17 protein-coding genes and 2 tRNA genes are annotated in these 19375 nt (G+C 41.1%); 14 read left to right on the forward strand and 5 right to left on the reverse strand.

The annotated features are described in order from the left end of the window. The 3 genes from AC0J5Y_RS00340 to pilB form a co-directional block, all read right to left on the reverse strand. On the reverse strand, positions 1–900 hold the full coding sequence (locus AC0J5Y_RS00340) for a prepilin peptidase (protein WP_475131024.1): 900 nt from the start codon (positions 898–900) through the stop codon (positions 1–3). Between the two features lie 25 nt (positions 901–925). Then, the gene (locus AC0J5Y_RS00345; protein WP_475131025.1) at positions 926–2149 is read right to left on the reverse strand and encodes a type II secretion system F family protein; all 1224 of its coding nucleotides are present in this window, start codon (positions 2147–2149) and stop codon (positions 926–928) included. Positions 2150–2383: 234 nt separating this feature from the next. Continuing rightward, a complete protein-coding gene (gene pilB / locus AC0J5Y_RS00350) occupies positions 2384–4096 on the reverse strand; it encodes a type IV-A pilus assembly ATPase PilB (protein WP_475131026.1) in 1713 nt (570 codons plus the stop codon). Positions 4097–4492: 396 nt separating this feature from the next. Here pilB and tpiA point away from each other — a divergent pair, with 396 nt between their 5' ends. From tpiA to pnp, 14 genes are all read left to right on the forward strand, one after another. Then, entirely contained in the window at positions 4493–5302 is an 810-nt protein-coding gene (gene tpiA / locus AC0J5Y_RS00355; RefSeq protein ID WP_475131027.1) for a triose-phosphate isomerase, read from the forward strand. 228 nt (positions 5303–5530) lie between these two features. Further along, positions 5531–5839, forward strand: a complete 309-nt coding sequence (secG, locus tag AC0J5Y_RS00360) for a preprotein translocase subunit SecG (protein WP_011512446.1) — start codon at positions 5531–5533, stop codon at positions 5837–5839. 158 nt (positions 5840–5997) lie between these two features. Next, positions 5998–6082: transfer RNA gene (locus tag AC0J5Y_RS00365), tRNA-Leu, on the forward strand. A 124-nt stretch (positions 6083–6206) separates the two neighbouring features. Next, positions 6207–6283: transfer RNA gene (locus AC0J5Y_RS00370), tRNA-Met, on the forward strand. Positions 6284–6737: 454 nt separating this feature from the next. Continuing rightward, positions 6738–7238: a ribosome maturation factor RimP gene (gene rimP, locus AC0J5Y_RS00375; protein ID WP_475131028.1), complete on the forward strand. Its 501-nt coding sequence runs from the start codon at positions 6738–6740 to the stop codon at positions 7236–7238. Between the two features lie 144 nt (positions 7239–7382). Further along, entirely contained in the window at positions 7383–8867 is a 1485-nt protein-coding gene (nusA, locus tag AC0J5Y_RS00380; RefSeq protein WP_475131029.1) for a transcription termination factor NusA, read from the forward strand. A 149-nt stretch (positions 8868–9016) separates the two neighbouring features. Then, positions 9017–11740, forward strand: coding sequence for a translation initiation factor IF-2 (infB, locus tag AC0J5Y_RS00385; protein WP_475131031.1), 2724 nt, complete (start codon positions 9017–9019; stop codon positions 11738–11740). Between the two features lie 214 nt (positions 11741–11954). Next, on the forward strand, positions 11955–12359 hold the full coding sequence (locus AC0J5Y_RS00390) for a ribosome-binding factor A (RefSeq protein WP_011279383.1): 405 nt from the start codon (positions 11955–11957) through the stop codon (positions 12357–12359). A 15-nt stretch (positions 12360–12374) separates the two neighbouring features. Further along, positions 12375–13454 carry a tRNA pseudouridine(55) synthase TruB gene (gene truB / locus AC0J5Y_RS00395; protein WP_475131032.1) on the forward strand — a complete coding sequence of 360 codons (1080 nt, stop codon included), beginning with the start codon at positions 12375–12377 and terminating at the stop codon, positions 13452–13454. Between the two features lie 361 nt (positions 13455–13815). After that, positions 13816–14340: a type 1 glutamine amidotransferase domain-containing protein gene (locus tag AC0J5Y_RS00400; protein WP_475131033.1), complete on the forward strand. Its 525-nt coding sequence runs from the start codon at positions 13816–13818 to the stop codon at positions 14338–14340. A gap of 58 nt (positions 14341–14398) precedes the next feature. Continuing rightward, positions 14399–14557, forward strand: coding sequence for a hypothetical protein (locus AC0J5Y_RS00405; RefSeq protein ID WP_475131034.1), 159 nt, complete (start codon positions 14399–14401; stop codon positions 14555–14557). A 45-nt stretch (positions 14558–14602) separates the two neighbouring features. Further along, entirely contained in the window at positions 14603–14788 is a 186-nt protein-coding gene (locus AC0J5Y_RS00410; protein ID WP_475131035.1) for a hypothetical protein, read from the forward strand. A 344-nt stretch (positions 14789–15132) separates the two neighbouring features. Continuing rightward, positions 15133–15399 (forward strand): 30S ribosomal protein S15, encoded by a 267-nt coding sequence (gene rpsO / locus AC0J5Y_RS00415; RefSeq protein ID WP_079690572.1) that lies wholly within the window; start codon positions 15133–15135, stop codon positions 15397–15399. 612 nt (positions 15400–16011) lie between these two features. After that, positions 16012–18114: a polyribonucleotide nucleotidyltransferase gene (gene pnp / locus AC0J5Y_RS00420; RefSeq protein WP_475131036.1), complete on the forward strand. Its 2103-nt coding sequence runs from the start codon at positions 16012–16014 to the stop codon at positions 18112–18114. A gap of 112 nt (positions 18115–18226) precedes the next feature. Here the strand turns inward: pnp and AC0J5Y_RS00425 are convergent, their stop codons facing one another. Together AC0J5Y_RS00425 and AC0J5Y_RS00430 are read right to left on the reverse strand one after the other, a co-directional pair. Further along, a complete protein-coding gene (locus AC0J5Y_RS00425) occupies positions 18227–18799 on the reverse strand; it encodes a macro domain-containing protein (protein WP_475131037.1) in 573 nt (190 codons plus the stop codon). Positions 18800–18842: 43 nt separating this feature from the next. After that, positions 18843–19373 (reverse strand): hypothetical protein, encoded by a 531-nt coding sequence (locus AC0J5Y_RS00430; protein ID WP_475131038.1) that lies wholly within the window; start codon positions 19371–19373, stop codon positions 18843–18845. Positions 19374–19375 lie beyond the last annotated feature (2 nt).

The following is a 19375-nucleotide window of genomic DNA, read 5'->3' on the forward strand; positions in this document are numbered from 1 at the left end:
TTAAGCATACATACCTAAATACCAATTAACGATATCTGAGCCGTATAACAACGCCACGATACCGGCAATCGCAATATAAGGACCAAAGGCAAAAGGCTTGCTCTCACCTTGTTTTTTCATCAAAATAACCCCAACGATTGAGCCGAGCAATGATGACAATAAAATAATCAAGGGTAACATCATAGGTCCAAGCCACGCACCCAGTACTGCCAATAATTTAAAGTCGCCTTGTCCCATGCCATGCTTTTTGGTGATTAAATAAAATATCTTAACCACTATCCATAACGATAAAAATCCCAATAATAAGCCCCATATCGATTGAGTAGGGGTCACAAACCAACCTTGTGAGTTTACAGCCAGTCCTAGCCCTGCTAATGGGAAAGTTAAGCGGTCAGGTAGTAATTGTGTATCAAAATCGATACCAGTTAAAGCGATGAGTGTCCAGACTAAAACTAATGCTGACAACCCTACTATGCCAACGCCAAAATGATAAATGACTAGTGCAGATAGCAGAGCGGTGACCAGCTCAACGATAGGATATCGAAGCCCGATAGCAGCTTTGCAATCTGAGCAACGTCCGCGTAGTACTATCCAGCTGATTAAAGGAATGTTTTCATACCATTTAATGTTATGGGTGCAGTGCGGACAGCGTGAAGCAGGGCAGCTTAAAGTAATAGGCGTATCATTATTAACAATATTGACCAACGGTGTCGTATGCTCAAGCGGCATATCTGCTTGCTCATACATAAACTGGCTACACTCTTGTCGCCAAGCCGATACCATCATCAATGGAGTCCGATGAATGACCACGTTTAAGAAGCTACCGACGCACAGCCCTAGGAGACCAAATACGACTAAAGCAATTGTCATATTTTCTTGTAGTAACTGTATAAATTGCATGAATTAGCTGTCCTTTAATTAGCTTTTAGCCTACTACTGAGCCCATCTGGAAGATTGGTAAGTACATGGCAATGACCAAGCCACCAACTAATACGCCAAGTACCGCCATAATAAGCGGCTCCATCAAGCTGGTCAAACCATCAACAGCGTTATCAACTTCGTTTTCATAATAGACTGCTACTTTATCGAGCATCTCTTCTAAGCTACCAGACTCTTCACCAATACCAACCATTTGAATAGCAAGGCTTGGAAATAAATTGGTTGAGCGTATGGAGAACTGCAATTGTTGTCCCGTAGAGACGTCATTTTTGATTTGCTGAATAGCGTTATAAAACACGACATTATTTGCTGCACCGGCAGTAGAATCTAGCGCATCGATAAGCGGTACGCCGGCAGCAAAAGTCGTAGACAGCGTACGAGCAAAACGCGCAATCACCGCTTGGTAAGCGATATTGCCAAATATCGGGGCTTTTAATACCGCACGGTCTAGGCCATCACGAAATTTCTTTGAACGCTTCTTAGCTTCTGAAAACCCAATAATAGCACCACCAATCAATACAATTAAGATGAACCACCATGCTTGCATCCACTCAGACATCCCTACCACCATCTGGGTGAAAGCAGGTAGCTCTGCACCAAAAGATTCAAATAAATCTGAGAAGACAGGAACTACTTTTATCAGTAGAATCATAGTCACAATAATAGCAACTACAACGACCGCGATAGGATATTTCATAGCTTTTTTAATTTTAGCTTTTAATAGCTCGCTTTTCTCTTTATAAGTCGCAACCCGCTCTAGCATGGTTTCTAACGCACCTGACTGCTCACCAGAATCAACAAGGGAGCAAAAAAGATCGTCAAAATAGCGGGGATGCCTGCGTAATGCCGATGCAAAAGTACCACCTGCTTCAATATCGGCTTTTATTTGTAACACCAAGTCTTTCATACTCGGATTATCGAGAGAATCAGCGACAATCTCAAAGGACTGAGTCAATGGCACCCCAGCTTTCATCATGGTTGCCAACTGCCGCGCAAAAATAGCAATATCGATAGGCTTGATAGACTTCTTAAAGGTGTATAAAGGTTTGGGCTTTTTCTTGATACCTTTAACCGTAATACCTTGTTTGCGCAACGTGGCTTTGGCAAGCTCTAAGCTACGGCTGGTCGTCTCACCTTTTACCTTCTGTCCGCGCCTATTTACCCCATCATAGACAAAGTCTAATAGCATGTCGGTCTTAGCTTTTGCCATGTCCCTTCCTTCAAAAAATGGTCTGATATAGTCCGATATAGATAGTGCCTGCTATAAAATATAGTTAACCCATTGTTTTAATCGGATATACTTTATTTTAGCGCAAAAAACCAGTGTTTATCTGTTTTATTTTTCCTACTGCTTATTTTTTAATAGCAATTAAACAACAGGCTGTACGAACATAATAAAATTTACTCAAAGCAATATCTGTACCGAACGTTTCAATCAACTAGGCTATTCAGAAGTTACGCGCATCATCTCTTGGATACTGGTCACCCCTTGTAAGACCTTTAAAACACCAGAGCGCCGTAAGTCTCTAAAACCATTTTTAAGTGCAGCATCTTTGATATCTATCGCGTTACCATCTTCCATGATAATACGTGAAATATCTGGAGTGACTTTCATCACCTCATAAATACCAACACGTCCTTTATAGCCTTCACGGCACTCATTACAACCGACTGGTTCATAGATGATATTGTCTGTATTGTCTAAGTCAGCATCTGTAAAACCAAGCTCAAGCAGACTTTGACGTGGAATATTGATAGGTTTTTTACAGTTTTTACATAAGCGCCGTGCCAGTCGCTGAGCAATGACCAAGTTAACAGAAGTGGCAATATTAAAAGAAGCGACACCCATATTACGTAGTCGCGTCAATGTTTCGGGCGCTGAGTTGGTGTGTAGGGTTGAAAGTACCATGTGCCCTGTTTGAGCGGCTTTAATCGCAATTTCAGCAGTTTCGAGATCACGAATTTCACCAACCATCACAATATCAGGATCTTGGCGTAAAAAAGACTTAAGGGCTGTGGAGAACGTCAGTCCCACTTTTGGATTGACGTTGACCTGATTAATACCTTCAAGGTTAATTTCGACAGGATCTTCAGCAGTCGAGATATTGGTCGAACCCGTGTTCAAGATATTAATACCAGTATAAAGTGAGACGGTTTTACCAGAGCCAGTGGGACCGGTAATTAGGAGCATGCCTTGCGGTTTATGTAATGCCTCCAAGAACATATCTTGTTGGTCAGGCTCATAGCCCAACGCTTCAATACCAAGCATGGCAGATGAAGGATCTAAGATACGCAAAACCAGCTTTTCGCCAAACAAGGTGGGCAGACAGCTTACCCGAAAGTCGATGGCTTTATTTTTAGATATCTTCAGTTTAATACGACCATCTTGTGGCACCCGGCGCTCTGAGATATCCATTTGTGACATCACTTTTAAACGCGCAGCAATTTTCCCCGCAAGTTGTACGGGCGGGTTGGCCATTTTTTGCATCACACCGTCGACTCGAAAGCGCACTCGATAGCTTTTTTCATAGGGCTCAAAATGTAAGTCGGACGCACCCATACGAATGGCATCAACCAGCATTTTATTGACAAACTTGACGACCGGTGCTTCCTCGACGCTATCAGAGATTTTGGTCTCACCGTCATCTTCTTCTTTGCCATCATCAAAGTCTACATTTAAATCGCTATCAGAAAAGCTATCAAAACTTTGCATAGTATCAGCATACAGATTCTCAATACGCCTTTTAAGCTTGTCTTCTTCAACCACGACTGTTTCAATGGATAGCCGCGAGTTAAAGGCAATCGCATCAATTGCATCAATACGCGTCGGATCACTCAGTGCCACAAATAAGCGTTGCCCACGCTTAAACATGGGTAAGGCATTAAACTTACGGACGATTTTTTCGTCGACCAAGTCTTTTGGGATAACATCTGAGCTGAGCGCATCGAGATCAAACAAAGGATCGCCGAATGCTTGCGATAGCATTTGAGCCAATTGATAGGCATTGGCGAGTTTATGCTCTACCAGATAAGAGACCAGTCCTACTTGCTGCTGCTGCGAATCCGTCTGCGCCGCTTTCATATGTGCTTCGCTTACGACACCTTCACTAATCAGCTGCTGTGCTAAGCCACCGTATTTACTGGTTGTGATAGACATTAAGACTTCTCCTTACTCGATATCTGGTAGGCGATATATTTCCCTAAATAGCAGACTATTCACCGTGTTCTACTTATTGCCATTTTATCGTTGATAGTTAAGCTAATTATTAAAATAGTTATTTTAAATACGGGTTTAAGATAAAAAATAAATTGTCTGCACTTTATCCTATATTCAGAAAATCATATAGGAATTTACGTGAGCGCAAAGGTTTTATAGAGAGTAGGGCTCGATTGGCAAATCAAAAATGATTATTTAACAATAGTTACTAAAGCAACGGTTGAAAAGTCAGTTTTGATTTGGGACGTACTATACTATAGCACTTGTGAAATATTTGTTATACTTGCGCGCATATTAGCCATATTGGCAGCCATATATAAGACAAGGTAGAGAAGAATGCAAGCTTGGGTAATTGGAAATTGGAAGCAGAATCCAGCAACGAGCCATGACGTAAATGTACTACTGGACGACTTATGTGCTGCTATTAGTACAACCAAGCAAATGAGCCACGATAACTCCACGTTTTGTCAAATAATGGTAGCACCAAGCTTGATACATCTAGCAGCAGTGAATGGTCGCCTAAAAGACACCTCAATACTGTGTGCAGCTCAAGACATTAGTGGACATAGTGCCAGTATTGGTGCTTATACAGGTGAATGTTCAGCGCAGCAGATAGTCGATGCTGGAGCGACTTGGACAATCATTGGTCACTCAGAGCGCCGTCAATATCATCAAGAATCTAACGATACTTTATTGCAAAAAATGATTCATGCGTTGTCACAAGATTTAGGCGTGGTATTTTGCATTGGTGAAAGCCAAGCGCAATACGATATCAAGCAAACGCTTGAAGTCATTGATAATCAGTTAGCGGTTATCAAAGAATTTATTGCACGGCAGCCAGAACTTATTGAGGCATTACCGACTCGTCTTATTATTGCCTATGAGCCAGTATGGGCAATAGGTACAGGTAGAGTTCCAACGGTAGCAGAAGTCAGCGCCACTCATAAGCATATCAAGCAAACGTTGGCAGGATTTGCCGACTCATTGTCTAATATGACGGTATTGTATGGCGGTAGTGTCAATGCTGATAATGCTAATAGCTTTGCTGCTGATCCTATGATTGATGGCGCTTTAGTTGGCGGTGCTTCATTAAAGGCAGAGAGCTTTTTGGCAATTACCGATGCTTTTAGCCAAGCCAGTATCTAGTAGGTTCTTGATAGATAGTATAAAGGTGTGAGTCTTTATTTTATTTCTGATTCAAAAAATGTCTTTATCAGTTGGCAAAAGTGGGTTTAACAGTGCCCTTGCAATCGTGTACAATACGCCCTATTTATATCATCGATATGGCAACATTTACCGCCAATCTTTATCACTATTAAACCATACGATTTGTTTTTCGTTATCAGTCGTCATTACGCGGCAAAAGAGGCCACCATGTTTACGTTTATATTAGCCCTGCATATTATCGTGGCGATAGCCATGATTGGCTTGATTTTGATACAGCATGGTAAAGGGGCAGATGCAGGGGCTTCTTTTGGTGCCGGCTCATCAGGTACAGTATTTGGTGCAGCGGGAACTGCCAACTTCTTAACACGCGCGACAGCCGTATTGACCGCCATCTTTTTTATAACAAGTATGACCCTTGCGGTCCATGCTCGTAAGCAAGCAGAAGATCAGTTTCGTCTAGATGCACCGGTTTCAGCACCACAAACACCGCGGCCTTTGACACAAAATCCTCAGTAGCTGCTACTACTCTATTTTTTAAGTAGGCAGCCCTTGCTATTTGAAGGCGTTACATTTACAATGCTTTTTCTGTTTTTACAAGTCTTGGACCTTTGATGCTTACCTTACGCGTCAACTATAGTGGGTATTGAGAATATAGAGAGAACAGTTAGAGTAATGCGATTGTGGTGGAATTGGTAGACACGCCATCTTGAGGGGGTGGTGGCGCAAGCTGTGGGGGTTCAAGTCCCCCCAATCGCACCAATTTTTAAAGTTGTATCGTATTAAGTGAGTCATTTGTAAATAGCTAAGATTTTTAATTTAAATTATTTTTAAATAAAGATTGACACTACTATAAAACCTCCCTATAATATGCGTTCTAGATTGATGCGGGGTGGAGCAGTCTGGTAGCTCGTCGGGCTCATAACCCGAAGGTCGTTGGTTCAAATCCAGCCCCCGCTACCACTTTTTATACTGATGTTTTGCACACTAAATTTGTCAGTAACAATTAGCCCACCATCATGCTTGTGGGTTTTTTTGTATCTGGCGGTCTGTGTAATCGCGATATCTATCCTACTTATGCTAAGCTCTATGTCTATAGAGTGCAATACCATTTATAGAAGCTTGTCATCACATGCCATTTATGGCGCGATGATACTTAAGCACACTATCTTTTATTCCTCACTCTTTTATCGATAGTACTGCTTTATAAGTAATAAAAGCATAGCGCGGCTGAGCTTGATATTTGTCAAGCTTGCCTTGATATAAATACCCGGTAGATATCATTTGTGTTTATGCTTTAAGCATAAGACAATCACTGTGGTTTAAATAACGATAGGTTCTTATTAAATAATGATGAAGAAAAACTTCAGCAGGATTAAGTAAGTTAGATAAGTGAATAGGAAAATATAAATAGATTATGAAGCTTTCGACCAAGGTTACAGAATTGACCAATATCATTGCACCTGCCGTTGCGGCTTGCGATGTGGCACTATGGGGTATAGAGTTTGCACCACAAGGCAATCGCTCTTTGTTACGCATCTATATTGAGGCATTACCAGAAGATCAAGCCCAAGATAAGCAAGTAACGATTGAGAACTGTGCCGCAGTGAATCACCAAGTCAGCGGTATTCTTGAAGTTCACGACCCGATTTCCGGTGAGTTTATTTTAGAAGTCTCTTCACCTGGTTTTGACCGTGCGTTCTTTTCAGATGAGCAAATGCATGCTTATGTCGGTCAGACAGTGAGCTTGCGTTTGATACAGGCAATTGGTGAAGGTGATAAAAAACGCCGTAAAGCAACTGGTACTTTAAATAGTATCGATGCCACCTCTTTAAAGCTGACTGCCACTGATGGTGAGCAGTTTGAGATTGCATTAAGCAATATTGATAAAGCCAATTTGATTTATGAAGATGCTTAATCTATTCGCTATTAGACACTTTTAGTGTATAAACGCAGTTAGTCTAATAGCTGTTAATTAAGTTGATGGCTGATGGTGAAAATATAGAGTAAGTCAAAAATTATAAAATTTAAGTCAATTAAAAAATGATAGGACAGGCATAGTATGAGTCGTGAAATCTTAACGGTAGTAGAAACTGTCAGTAACGAGAAGGGCTTAAATCCTGAAGACATCTTTGAAGCAATCGAAGATGCTTTGGTCGTCTCGACTAAGAAAAAAGTATATACCGATCAGCCGGAAGTAGAAGTGCGGGTCTCAATTGACCGTACAACAGGCGATTATGATACTTATCGTTATTGGACAGTGGTTGCAGATGAAGACCATGAAATGCCTGCTTGTCAGCTTGCGATTACTGACCTTGATCAAGAAGAATGGTCAATCGGTGATATTAAAGAAGAGCAAATTGAGTCAATCGAGTTTGGTCGTATTGCTGCCACTCAAGCCAAACAAGTTATCATCCAAAAGATTCGTGAAGCTGAGCGTAATTTAGTAGCAGATGCTTTTGAGCCACGTGTTGGCGAGATGATGTATGGCGAAGTCAAAAAACAAACCCGTGATGGCTACATCATTGACTTAGGTGATAATGCTGAGGGTTATTTGTCACGTGATCAGATGCTGCCACGTGAGCAATTGCGCGCAAAATCACGTATCAATGCCATCTTATATCATGTGAACCGTGAAAACCGCGGCGCACAATTGCTTCTATCACGTACCCATCCTGAAATGCTCTCGGCATTGATGCAAAAAGAAGTGCCTGAGATTGCAGAACAAATTATTGAAATCCGCAACGTCGCGCGCTTACCAGGTACTCGTGCTAAAATAGCGGTGAAAACCAATGATCATCGTATTGATCCGGTTGGTGCTTGTATTGGTATGCGTGGTACACGTATCCAAGCAGTACAGCAAGAGCTCGATGGCGAGCGTATTGATGTAGTGGTTTGGTCAGATGATCCTGCCCAATTTATCATCAGCGCTTTAGAGCCTGCAGACGTAAGCAGTATCATCTTAGATGAAGATACGCAAACGGCTGATATTATCTTTAGCACCAATGATCAGTTAGCACGTGCGATTGGCTCGCAAGGTCAAAACGTACGCTTAGCTTCTGAGCTAACCGGCTATAAGCTGAATATGATGCTAGAAGAAGAGTATCAGCAGCGTCAAGCAAACGAATCTAAAGCCTTTATTGAATTATTCTATGAACGTTTAGAAGTGGATAAAGATCTGGCCCAAGCGCTGGTCGATATTGGTTTTACTAGTATTGAAGAAGTGGCTTATGTACCCGTCGAGACCTTTTATGATATCGAAGGCTTAGATGATGAAGCGATTGATATCATTCAAGAGCGTGCAAAAGAAGTGGTCATCGCTGATGAGCTGGTCAAACAACAAAACATGAAAGAGCCAAGTCAAGAATTACAAGATCTTGAAGGTATGACGGTCAGCTGGGCTTATAAAATGGCTCAAAAAGACATCATTACCGTTGATGACTTGGCAGAACAAGCTGTCTTCGACTTAGAAGATATCGAAGACTTAGATAGCGAAGCTGCAGGAAAACTCATCATGAAAGCTCGGGAATCTTGGTTCAATGAATAAGCGGTAACTGCATATCGCTGTCTTTTGGTGATATGCTATCGATAATAAAGTGCTGGTATGAGCAACATCTATATCAGCCTTACCCCAATCATTTGTAGCCAACAACTGAATTGAACATATAGCAAATAATAGACAGTAGGTGATAATAAATGGCAGATAAGACCGTCAAAGAACTGGCAGATATGGTAAGCAAAACCGCAAGTGCTGTACAACAGCAACTGGTAGATGCTGGACTGCCTGCGCGTGCAGAGGGTGACTTAGTCACTGAGCTTGAGCAGGAAAAGTTGGTGACGTATTTAAAGCAAAGTCATGGTCAGGAAGAAAAGCGTCGTATTAGTCTGAAGTCTAAAACGACTAGTACTGCGCGTGTGACTGGCTCTTCAGGCAAATCTAAGAGTGTCAATGTTGAAGTGCGTAAAAAGAAAGTGTTCGAGAAGCCTGATCCAGAAAAGATGGCTGAAGAATTGGCTGCACGTGAGCAAGCAATGATTGAGTCGCAAGCGCGTGCTGCTAAAGATGCCGAAGATCGTGCTGCTACTAAGAAAAAATCTGAAGAGCGTCAAGCTGCTACTTTAGCTGCGATGCGTGCAAGCCTTGGCTCTAGCAAAAAGTCAGACGACAAGAATGACGATATTTCAACGTCAGTGGTTGTGAAAAAAGGTGGTAAAACCGCTGAGGTTAAGCCTAAAGAGCAACCGAAGAAGAAAGTTACAGCGACGAAACCAAAAGTTGAGACAGCAGTTGAGCGTAAAGCTCGTGAATTGCGTGAAAAGGAAGAAGCTCGTTTACGCGAGATCGAAACTGAAACACGCCGTACCCAAGCTGAAGAAGCGCAAAAGCGTACGCTTGAGCAAATGCGTAAAATGGCTGGTCAATATACTGATCAGCCGGCAACTGAAGTTCGTAAAGATGAGCCATTGGCAGAAGGTTTGGTCGGTGACGCATTAGAAGAGTCGTTTGAGAAAGAACGTCGTGAAATCAAGCGTGGCACCAGTACTACTAGTGCCCGTGGCCGTGGTCGTCGTAAAAATCAAGATGAGCGTGAAATTAAGAATCGCAAAAATGGTCTACGTTCAAGCCAGTCTTTACAGCATAAATTCGAAAAACCTGTTGAAAAAATTGTTTATGATGTAGAAATCAGTGAGCAAATCACGGTTTCTGATCTTGCCCAGCGCATGGCAGTGAAAGCTCGTGAAGTGACTAAGCTACTCATGAAAATGGGCGAGATTGCTCGCGAATCAGACATGATTGATCAAGCAACCGCTAGTTTAATCGTAGAAGAGATGGGTCACAATCCAGTACCCGTGAGTGATACTAAAGTTGAAGACGATCTACAAGATGCGGTTGATGAGCGCAGCAGTAACGTACAAACGCGTCCACCAGTAGTCACTATCATGGGTCACGTTGATCATGGTAAGACATCATTACTAGATAAAATTCGCGAAACGAAAGTGGCTACGGGCGAAGCAGGTGGTATTACTCAGCATATCGGTGCTTATCATGTGAAAACAGCACGTGGTGTTATTACTTTCCTTGATACCCCAGGACACGCTGCTTTTAGTGCAATGCGTTCACGTGGTGCTCAAGCGACAGATATCGTTGTATTGGTCGTTGCCGCTGATGATGGGATGATGCCGCAAACTGAAGAAGCGATTGATCATGCCCGTGCTGCTGGTACGCCGCTGATTGTTGCTATCAACAAAATGGATAAGCCAAGTGCTGATCCTGATCGTGTTCTTAACGAGTTGACTGCAAAAGAAGTGGTATCGGAAGATTGGGGTGGCGATACTCCAATGGCTCGTATCTCAGCCAAGACAGGTGATGGTATTGATGAGCTGCTAGAGCTTATTAGCTTACAAGCTGAGCTAATGGAATTAGAAGCACCACTAGATGGCCCTGCTCAAGGTGTGGTTATTGAGTCAAGACTCGAAAAAGGTCGTGGTCCTGTCGTTAGTGTCCTTGTCAAAAAAGGTACATTAAAACAAGGCGATTTAGTCTTAGCCGGTGAATATTACGGTAAAGTTCGTGCTATGACTGATGAACATGGCAAACGTATTCAATCAGCTGGACCTTCTATCCCTGTAGAGATATTAGGCTTACCTGAAACGCCAGCAGCTGGTAGTGAATTCTTAGTCTTAACAGACGAGAAAAAAGCCCGTGAAGTTGCGGACTTTAGAACCAACCGTGAGCGCGATCGTCAGCTTGAGCGTCAAAACGCGATGCGTTTAGAGAGTATGTTTGATCAGATGGAACAGGGCAATGTTTCATACTTAAATATCGTTCTAAAAACCGATGTTCGTGGCTCGCTTGAAGCACTGCTTGCTGCATTGAATGAATTATCGACGGATGAAGTTAAAGTCCGTGTGATCAGCTCAGGCGTTGGTCCTATCTCTGAGTCAGATGTGACGCTAGCAGAATCTAGTGAAGCGGTATTGTTAGGCTTCAACGTTCGTGCAGATGCTACCGCACGTCGTAAGGCAGATTCTGCCAACATGGATATTCGCTATTACAGCGTTATTTATGGTTTGATTGATGATGTGAAAGCAGCTATGAGCGGTATGCTTGCGCCAGAACATCGTGAGAAAATCTTGGGTGTTGCAGACGTTCGTGAAGTATTCCGCTCTAGTAAGTTTGGTGCAGCTGCTGGTTGTATGGTGGTTGAGGGTACAATTTATCGCAACAAACCTATCCGTGTATTACGTAATGACCAAGTTATCTTTACTGGTCAATTGCAATCATTACGTCGCTACAAAGAAGACGTTAATGATGTACGTACGGGCATGGAATGTGGTCTAGCCGTCCGCGGTTACGATGTAGAAGCGGGTGATAAAATCGAAGTCTTTGAGATTCAAGAGTTCGCACGTACTATCTAAAGTCACTGGTAAAATTAGGATGGTGCATCATGCAATTCGCTTTATTAACTGCGCATGGCATGATGGATTAACTATCTTATAAATATTCAGCTGTACTTAGGCCTAACAGGTACATCCTGCTAGGCCTTTTTTAACAAATATTAGTCGTTAAACTTATTAATAAATGATTATATTGATCAATAAAAATAAGTCATATTAAAAACAGGGTAATAACATGAACCAACGTTTACAACGTTTAGCTGATCAGATTCAGCGTGAGCTTGCTGTCCTTATCCGTGATGCGGTCAATGATCCGCGTCTGACAGGTTTTGTCACTATATCTAGTGTTAAAGTCAGTCCAGATTTGGGCTATGCCGATGTGTATGTGACCATTATGGAGCCTGAGCTCAATGATGCCATGACCATGTCAAATCATGAAGAAAGCATTAAAGTGCTGAATAAAGCCGCAGGCTTCTTGCGTACTGAACTGAGTCATAGCTTAAAAACTCGTACAACACCGCGTTTGCGCTTTCATTATGATGAAGTGACCGCTCGTGGTAATTACATGATGGATTTAATCAGTAAAGCGGTTATTAAAACTGAAGAAAATGAGTCTGACGAGCAAGAAAACGAAGAATAAAAGGTAAAAGCCACTATGTCTATCGCATCTACGCAAGCGGATAAAAAGTCTAGTAATAACCCTAAAAAGATGAAAGTTTCGGGTGTTATTTTAGTCGATAAGCCTCAAGGTATGACTTCTCAGCAAGTGGTTTCAAAGGTAAAATATTTATTTAAATCGCCTAACCATGACAGCAAAAAAGCAGGTCATACTGGCACACTTGATCCAATGGCAACGGGATTATTGCCTATCTGTTTGGGTGAAGCGACCAAGTTCAGTCACTATCAGCTTGATGCGGATAAATCTTATCAAGCAACTATTCTACTTGGTAGTCAAACTGATACCGGTGATGCCGATGGGCAAGTTACTGCTGAGGCATCGATTCCAGCGTTTGATGATGCAATGCTACACAAAGTTGTCCAGCAGTTTTTAGGTGCCCAGCAGCAAATTCCACCGATGTATTCTGCCTTAAAAAAAGATGGCAAAAAACTCTATGAATATGCTCGTGCTGGTATAGAGATAGACCGTCCACCAAGAGACATTTTCCTTAAAGCCCTTGATTTAAAAGTGATCGATGAGCAGCAAATCCATTTAACAGTAACCTGCTCAAAAGGCACTTATGTGCGTGTATTGGCAGAAGATATTGCCAAAGCGATGGGTACACTTGGACATTTAACGACATTGCGCCGTCTACAAGTAGGTGACTTCAAAATCGATGAGACCATTACGCTTGCAGATTTAGAAGCATTAGCATTAGAACAACGTCAGACATATCTATTGCCAGTAGATGCGTGCATCGATATTAATGCTGAGTTGACATTATTGCCAGAGCAGTGCGAGCGCGTACAAATGGGACAACGCTTGAATGTTATCGATCAGTTGACTGATGATTTGCAAAGTTATATCACAACAGCTATCGATCAGCATTTATCTACTGACAATAAAAGCACTACTAGTAATCAAAATATTGAAGATGCTAACGATGATAAAGAGCAGCAATTAGTACATGAAATACCGGTAGATATTCGTCTTATCGATGAGCAGGGCGCATTTATTGGGCTGGGGGCAGTGAGCTTAAATGGTCGATTGCAACCTAAAAAGCTGATTCAGTTATAATTTGACCAAGTGAAAACCTGGGAGCATTTATAACTCAAAAACCGCAAAACTTACTAAGAGTTCACATAAATCACATATCGTCACATTTTATTGCAGGTTTCACCTATAGTGAAACCTGCTTTTTTTGTATCTTAATTAAGTCAGCTAGGGAAGCCATAATAAGAAATCAAAATAGAAGCAAGGGCAATAATAATACAAGATGGACTTACTATAAATTTCGTTGAATAAAATAATAATAACGATAAATCTGAACAGTAAAACCAGATAAAAATAACAAGACATTAATTCATATAAATTAACTTTTACAATTATAAGAAAATTATTTAGTCATAAATGTCATTTAAAAATAATAGGAAGTACTATGAAAACGATTGCTTTTTTACTTCATAACAACTTTGAACAAGCAGAATATGAAGAGGTTAATAACAAACTAAAATCTAAAGGTTACAGTACACTTCTAATAACGACCAATAAAGAAAAAGAAGTTCAAGGTATGCAGCAAGACGTCAACAAAGGTGATACTTTTACTGCGGACATATTTGCAAAAGATGCAAAACCTGCGGAGTATGATGCTTTGGTTTTGCCGGGTGGGACGGTTAATGCTGATACCATACGCGGTAACGAGGATGCACATAGTATTATTATTGCTATAAATGAGGCTGAGAAACCCCTTGCTGTTATCTGCCATGCACCTTGGATATTGATCAATACTGGCATAGCTAAGGGTAAGACGTTAACGGCTTACCATAGTTTACAACTTGATTTAGAAAATGCTGGGGCAAAATTCGTAGATGAAAGCGTGCAAATAGACGGTAATTTGATTACCTCACGCAATCCAGATGATATTAATAATTTTGTCGCAGCGATTGATAAAGCTTTAGCATAAGCTGCAATCGTTTTAATTTAGAATAATCTTCATTCGCTATCTATAAGGGTGTAATACGATGACACAGCCTAATCCAAACGATACCAAATTTGAGCAGCAACGTTCTGATTCTTCAACAGCAGCGCTTAAAAGTCAGACGGAAGATAATCATACAGAAGACACTGAAGCTGCCGCAGAGCGTATCGCTGATAATTTAGAAACGAACAAAGATAAATAGCTTCTTAAGTATGAATAGATGAGTTAAATATAAATAGGAGTTACTATGAGCAATTCAGTAAAAGATATGGATGAGCAAGAACAAGAGATTAATCAACTTGTAGAAGATATCACTCCTTGTGCTGATAACTCTCCTGATAGTTTAGCAGAAGCTACGACTGTGCCTTTAGCAGACGATGAGCTAGGCGGTACGACTAGTGAGGATGATGTGCAAAAAAATAATAAGTCTTAGCTTATAAGGCTGGTATCTACATTTCATGTTTACTTTTGATGGGTACTAACAATTTACTCAACTTATTTAACAATAATCATATTTTCTTAAAACCATAACAAAAAACTGCTGTTAGCCCAGCAGTTTTTTGTTATAATTGGCGTCATATTTAAATACGGTTTAGATTATTCTAAATGGTTTTAAATGACAGTTATGACTCATTAAGCTTGTCATACACTAGGTCAACTCTAGTAATGCAGGGTTGTCCTGAATGACGTACAGGCTATTTTATTGACTATTCTATTGCTCCTCGATACTTAAATTTTAAGAGTATCTTGGCGCTCTTAGCATTGCCGGAGAGATTTATGCTAACTAATGCCGATCGCGAACAAATCATTGCTCAATACCAACGTGGCGAAAATGACACTGGTTCACCAGAAGTTCAAGTAGCTTTGTTAAGCGCCCGTATCAACGATTTACAAAATCATTTTAAAGCACATAAAGCGGATCATCATAGCCGCCGTGGTCTTATCCGTATGGTTAATACCCGTCGTAAATTGCTTGATTACCTAAAAGGTAAAGATCTTGGTCGCTATACCACCCTTATTAGCCAGTTAGGTCTACGTCGTTAATTTGACGACAGTAGTACGAATAGTTGCTAAAACGAGATATGCCTTAATTAAGAAATATTTTAGGTTTTTTAAGCCGCTGTTTGGAACTTGCTTGTTGAGATCGATAAAATAGATTTTTCTAAAAACGGTGTGGAATAGTTTCACGCCGTTTTTTTATGCTTATCAGTATGGTGTGAGCTGAAGTACGTAAATATAAGCTCGTATTTAACTGAATAGTTAGTATTATTAAGAAGTAAGCAGTACGGTATTTGATTGGTCAATGACCATAAATCACTGTAAAATAATGCCTTAGTCGGTTTTTTCACTGTTTATGATAGATAAGTATGCATAAGTAAAGTAATAAAGAAGCTCCATAAATGGAGTGGTTTTGATGCTATAAAAATCTAAATGATGTTCATAGAAAACCGAATTTCAGCAGCAATCAATAGGCAGGGCTAAGCGAGCCAGACAAGCCAGTAGCATAAGATAAGTATTTGATAATAATAGCTTCGATAGACAGAATTTATAACTGTAAAGATGGTCGATTAGAAGCTATATACAAAGAATTTTAATGACAGATATCAGTGTTTTTTGTGCTGATATTATTTCGTCAGTCAATATTAGGAAAATTATATGACAATGTTTAATACCATTAAGCGTGAATTCCAATACGGTAACCAGCAAGTTGTTATCGAAACAGGACGTATTGCGCGTCAAGCCAACTCTATTTTAGTCCATATGGGCGGTGTTACTGTATTGGTAGCAGCGGTTGTAAAGTCTGATGCTAAAGAAGGTCAAAACTTCTTTCCATTGACCGTTAACTATCAAGAAAAAATGTATGCTGCGGGTAAAATCCCAGGTGCTTACGGTAAACGTGAAGGTCGTGCGAGCGAGTCTGAAACGCTAACCTCGCGTCTGATTGACCGCCCAATTCGTCCGCTATTCCCTGAAGGCTATGTCAACGAGATTCAAATCACGGCAACGGTTGTATCATCTGATAAAACTCAATCAGCAGATATCGCAGCACTAATCGGTGCTTCAGCAGCGCTAGCTATCTCTGATGCCCCGTTCAATGGTCCTGTTGCTGCTGCGCGTGTTGGTTTTATCAATGGCGAATACGTACTAAACCCGACCATTGAAGAGCTTAAAAAAAGTGATCTTGACTTGGTTGTCGCTGGTACTAAATCTGCGGTATTGATGGTTGAATCTGAAGCTGCAGAGCTATCAGAAGATCAAATGCTAGGTGCGGTCTTATACGGTCATCAGCAACAGCAAATCGTTATCGATAACATTGCTTCAATGGCAGCAGAAATTGGTACTGCTAAGCAGCAATATACCGCTCCTGTACGCGATCAAGCGTTAGAGACTGGTATGAAAGAGCAGTTTGGTACGCAAGTATCTGACGCTTATACCATTACTGATAAGCAAGCTCGTTACAGCAAGCTTGATGAAATTAAAGACGCCGCTATTGCTGCTCTTGCTGGTGATGCTGAGTCAGAAGGCTATAGTGATACCGTATCTGAGCTAAAAGAAATCTATAACGATCTAAAATATCGTACCGTTCGTGACAATATCTTGTCAGGTAAGCCACGTATTGATGGTCGTGATTTAGAGACGGTTCGTGCGCTTGATGTACAGGTTGGTGTATTACCATTTACTCATGGTTCAGCATTGTTTACACGTGGTGAAACACAAGCATTGGTAACGACTACCCTTGGTAATACTCGTGACGTCAATATGATTGACTCACTAGCGGGTACGATTCGTGACCATTTCATGTTGCATTATAACTTCCCGCATTTCTCAGTAGGCGAAACGGGACGTGAAGGCATTCCTAAACGTCGTGAAATCGGTCATGGTCGTCTAGCACGCCGTGGTGTACAAGCGATGCTGCCTGATAGCGATCGCTTCCCATATGTTATCCGTGTGGTATCTGAGATCACTGAATCAAATGGTTCATCGTCTATGGCTTCTGTTTGTGGTGCAAGTTTGGCATTGATGGACGCTGGTGTGCCAATTAAAGCACCGGTTGCTGGTATTGCCATGGGTTTGGTTAAAGAAGGCGAGCGCTTTGCGGTATTGTCTGATATCTTAGGTGATGAAGATCATCTTGGTGATATGGATTTTAAAGTCGCTGGTTCTAAAGATGGTATTACTGCACTACAAATGGATATTAAAATCGAAGGTATTACCCCAGATATCATGGAGCAAGCGTTAAAGCAAGCTCATGCTGGTCGTATCCATATCTTAGATGCGATGAACAAAGTATTGCCTGAAAGTCGTACTGAAATTAATGCTCATGCACCTAACTATGCCGTAATTGAAATCAATCCGGACAAAATCCGTGATGTTATCGGTAAAGGCGGCGCAACGATTCGTCAGCTAACCGAAGAAACTGGCGCGATTATCGATATCGATGATGCCGGTACGATTCGTATCTTTGGTGAAAACAAAGCAGCAACTAAAGCAGCGATTGCTAAAATCGAAGCAATCACAGCAGAAGTTGAAGTAGGTAAAACTTACGAAGGTACGGTTGCTCGTATCGTTGACTTCGGTGCCTTTATTAACGTATTGCCAAATACTGATGGTCTCGTGCATATCTCGCAAATTGCTGATGAGCGCGTAGAAAACGTATCTGACTATCTGACTGAGGGTCAAATCGTTAAAGTATTGGTTCAAGATGTTGATAATCGTGGCCGTATTAAGTTGACTATGAAAGGTATTGAGCAGAGCTAATGCTTGATATTTGATAGCGTTAATATTTAAAAAGCCGCCTTGACTCACTTATTATGAGTGCTCAAGGCGGTTTTTTTATGGATGTGAAATATAATTAAAATTAGAAAATTTGCTATATGGTAACGTCTTTAGGTACATGGATATCAATGCGAAGCTTAAGTAAATTTGCTAAATAATGGGTTATGAGAGGCAATATATCAATATGCCAATCCAATGGAAGTGCGTTTGTTATAAAAGGCTCATTGGTCGAAGGATTGGCTTCATTGCGTGAATGGTTGTAAATAAGGGGACGGGCAAGTAGAGCGATGTGACGGACACCTTGATAGCGTATCAGTGTTGTCAGTTGTTGTCGCAAATCTACTAAAGCTGCCGTCAACCAGCGTACTCTTATTGGATGATAAGGGTGATCTGATATAACAAGGTTAGCAATATAACTGGGTTGGTTGCCATTATTACTGACACTAAGCCCAGCCTGTTCACGTATACGTTTATGCAGCAAACAGCTACCAACCATTAAGCTACCATCACGGCACGCAAGATAGTAACGTTGATAATTATCAGGATATAGGGTTTTTGCGCGAGTCAAAATAGGATCTAAAAGCATACCAGCGCTATTAACAGGAAGTATGAGCAGCTGAGCGCTGCTATTTAGAATAGGATTATGAATGAGTTGCAAAGATGCCATCATCAACCCCTGAATAAAAGCATATATTATTTGGCGATAACTGCTAATTAGTGTTGGTTTTAACCGCAGTATCAGTCTCTAATTGGGCAATTTGTTGCTCAAGTAATGCGATTTCTTGAGCTTTTAGTTCAGTTAATTGTTTGGTCATGGCAATCTGTTCAGCAGCGAGCTTTTCTTGTTCGGCTAAGCGCTTACGTTCATCTTCTAAACGATCAATCTCTTCTTTGGCTAAGCTGTTCGTTTTTGGTAATGGGGCTTCTAAGATGGCTTTAGGATCTGAGATATCAGAATCCGTCATGCTAGCGCCACCTTGATTTTCATCATCAATAATATTATTAACGTCATCTTCTAATGGTACAGAGGCAATCTGTGTAGGCTTATCTTGTTCGGAAGTCACCGGCAAATTTTCAGCAGAGCTCTGATTAGATTGAGGTGCCGTGCCTTTCCAAACGAAATAACCGATTAACAGCACAATTAATAAAATACCAAACCACCATTTTTGGCGTGACTTAGCAGAATGGGTGGTTTTTTTTGAGACTTTATGGGAGAAAGGACGCATTTTTTTGCTTTTCATAC

This window comes from Psychrobacter sp. TS_SC_6 (assembly GCF_056156305.1).

Coding starts and splice junctions, on each gene's coding strand:
- rimP (WP_475131028.1), top strand. CDS start 6,738: ATGAAGCTTTCGACCAAGGTTACAGAATTGACCAATATCATTGCACCT.
- rpsO (WP_079690572.1), top strand. CDS start 15,133: ATGCTAACTAATGCCGATCGCGAACAAATCATTGCTCAATACCAACGT.
- secG (WP_011512446.1), top strand. CDS start 5,531: ATGTTTACGTTTATATTAGCCCTGCATATTATCGTGGCGATAGCCATG.
- AC0J5Y_RS00410 (WP_475131035.1), top strand. CDS start 14,603: ATGAGCAATTCAGTAAAAGATATGGATGAGCAAGAACAAGAGATTAAT.
- AC0J5Y_RS00340 (WP_475131024.1), bottom strand. CDS start 900: ATGCAATTTATACAGTTACTACAAGAAAATATGACAATTGCTTTAGTC.
- pilB (WP_475131026.1), bottom strand. CDS start 4,096: ATGTCTATCACAACCAGTAAATACGGTGGCTTAGCACAGCAGCTGATT.
- AC0J5Y_RS00400 (WP_475131033.1), top strand. CDS start 13,816: ATGAAAACGATTGCTTTTTTACTTCATAACAACTTTGAACAAGCAGAA.
- infB (WP_475131031.1), top strand. CDS start 9,017: ATGGCAGATAAGACCGTCAAAGAACTGGCAGATATGGTAAGCAAAACC.
- AC0J5Y_RS00425 (WP_475131037.1), bottom strand. CDS start 18,799: ATGGCATCTTTGCAACTCATTCATAATCCTATTCTAAATAGCAGCGCT.
- pnp (WP_475131036.1), top strand. CDS start 16,012: ATGACAATGTTTAATACCATTAAGCGTGAATTCCAATACGGTAACCAG.
- nusA (WP_475131029.1), top strand. CDS start 7,383: ATGAGTCGTGAAATCTTAACGGTAGTAGAAACTGTCAGTAACGAGAAG.
- AC0J5Y_RS00430 (WP_475131038.1), bottom strand. CDS start 19,373: ATGAAAAGCAAAAAAATGCGTCCTTTCTCCCATAAAGTCTCAAAAAAA.
- AC0J5Y_RS00405 (WP_475131034.1), top strand. CDS start 14,399: ATGACACAGCCTAATCCAAACGATACCAAATTTGAGCAGCAACGTTCT.
- truB (WP_475131032.1), top strand. CDS start 12,375: ATGTCTATCGCATCTACGCAAGCGGATAAAAAGTCTAGTAATAACCCT.
- AC0J5Y_RS00390 (WP_011279383.1), top strand. CDS start 11,955: ATGAACCAACGTTTACAACGTTTAGCTGATCAGATTCAGCGTGAGCTT.
- tpiA (WP_475131027.1), top strand. CDS start 4,493: ATGCAAGCTTGGGTAATTGGAAATTGGAAGCAGAATCCAGCAACGAGC.
- AC0J5Y_RS00345 (WP_475131025.1), bottom strand. CDS start 2,149: ATGGCAAAAGCTAAGACCGACATGCTATTAGACTTTGTCTATGATGGG.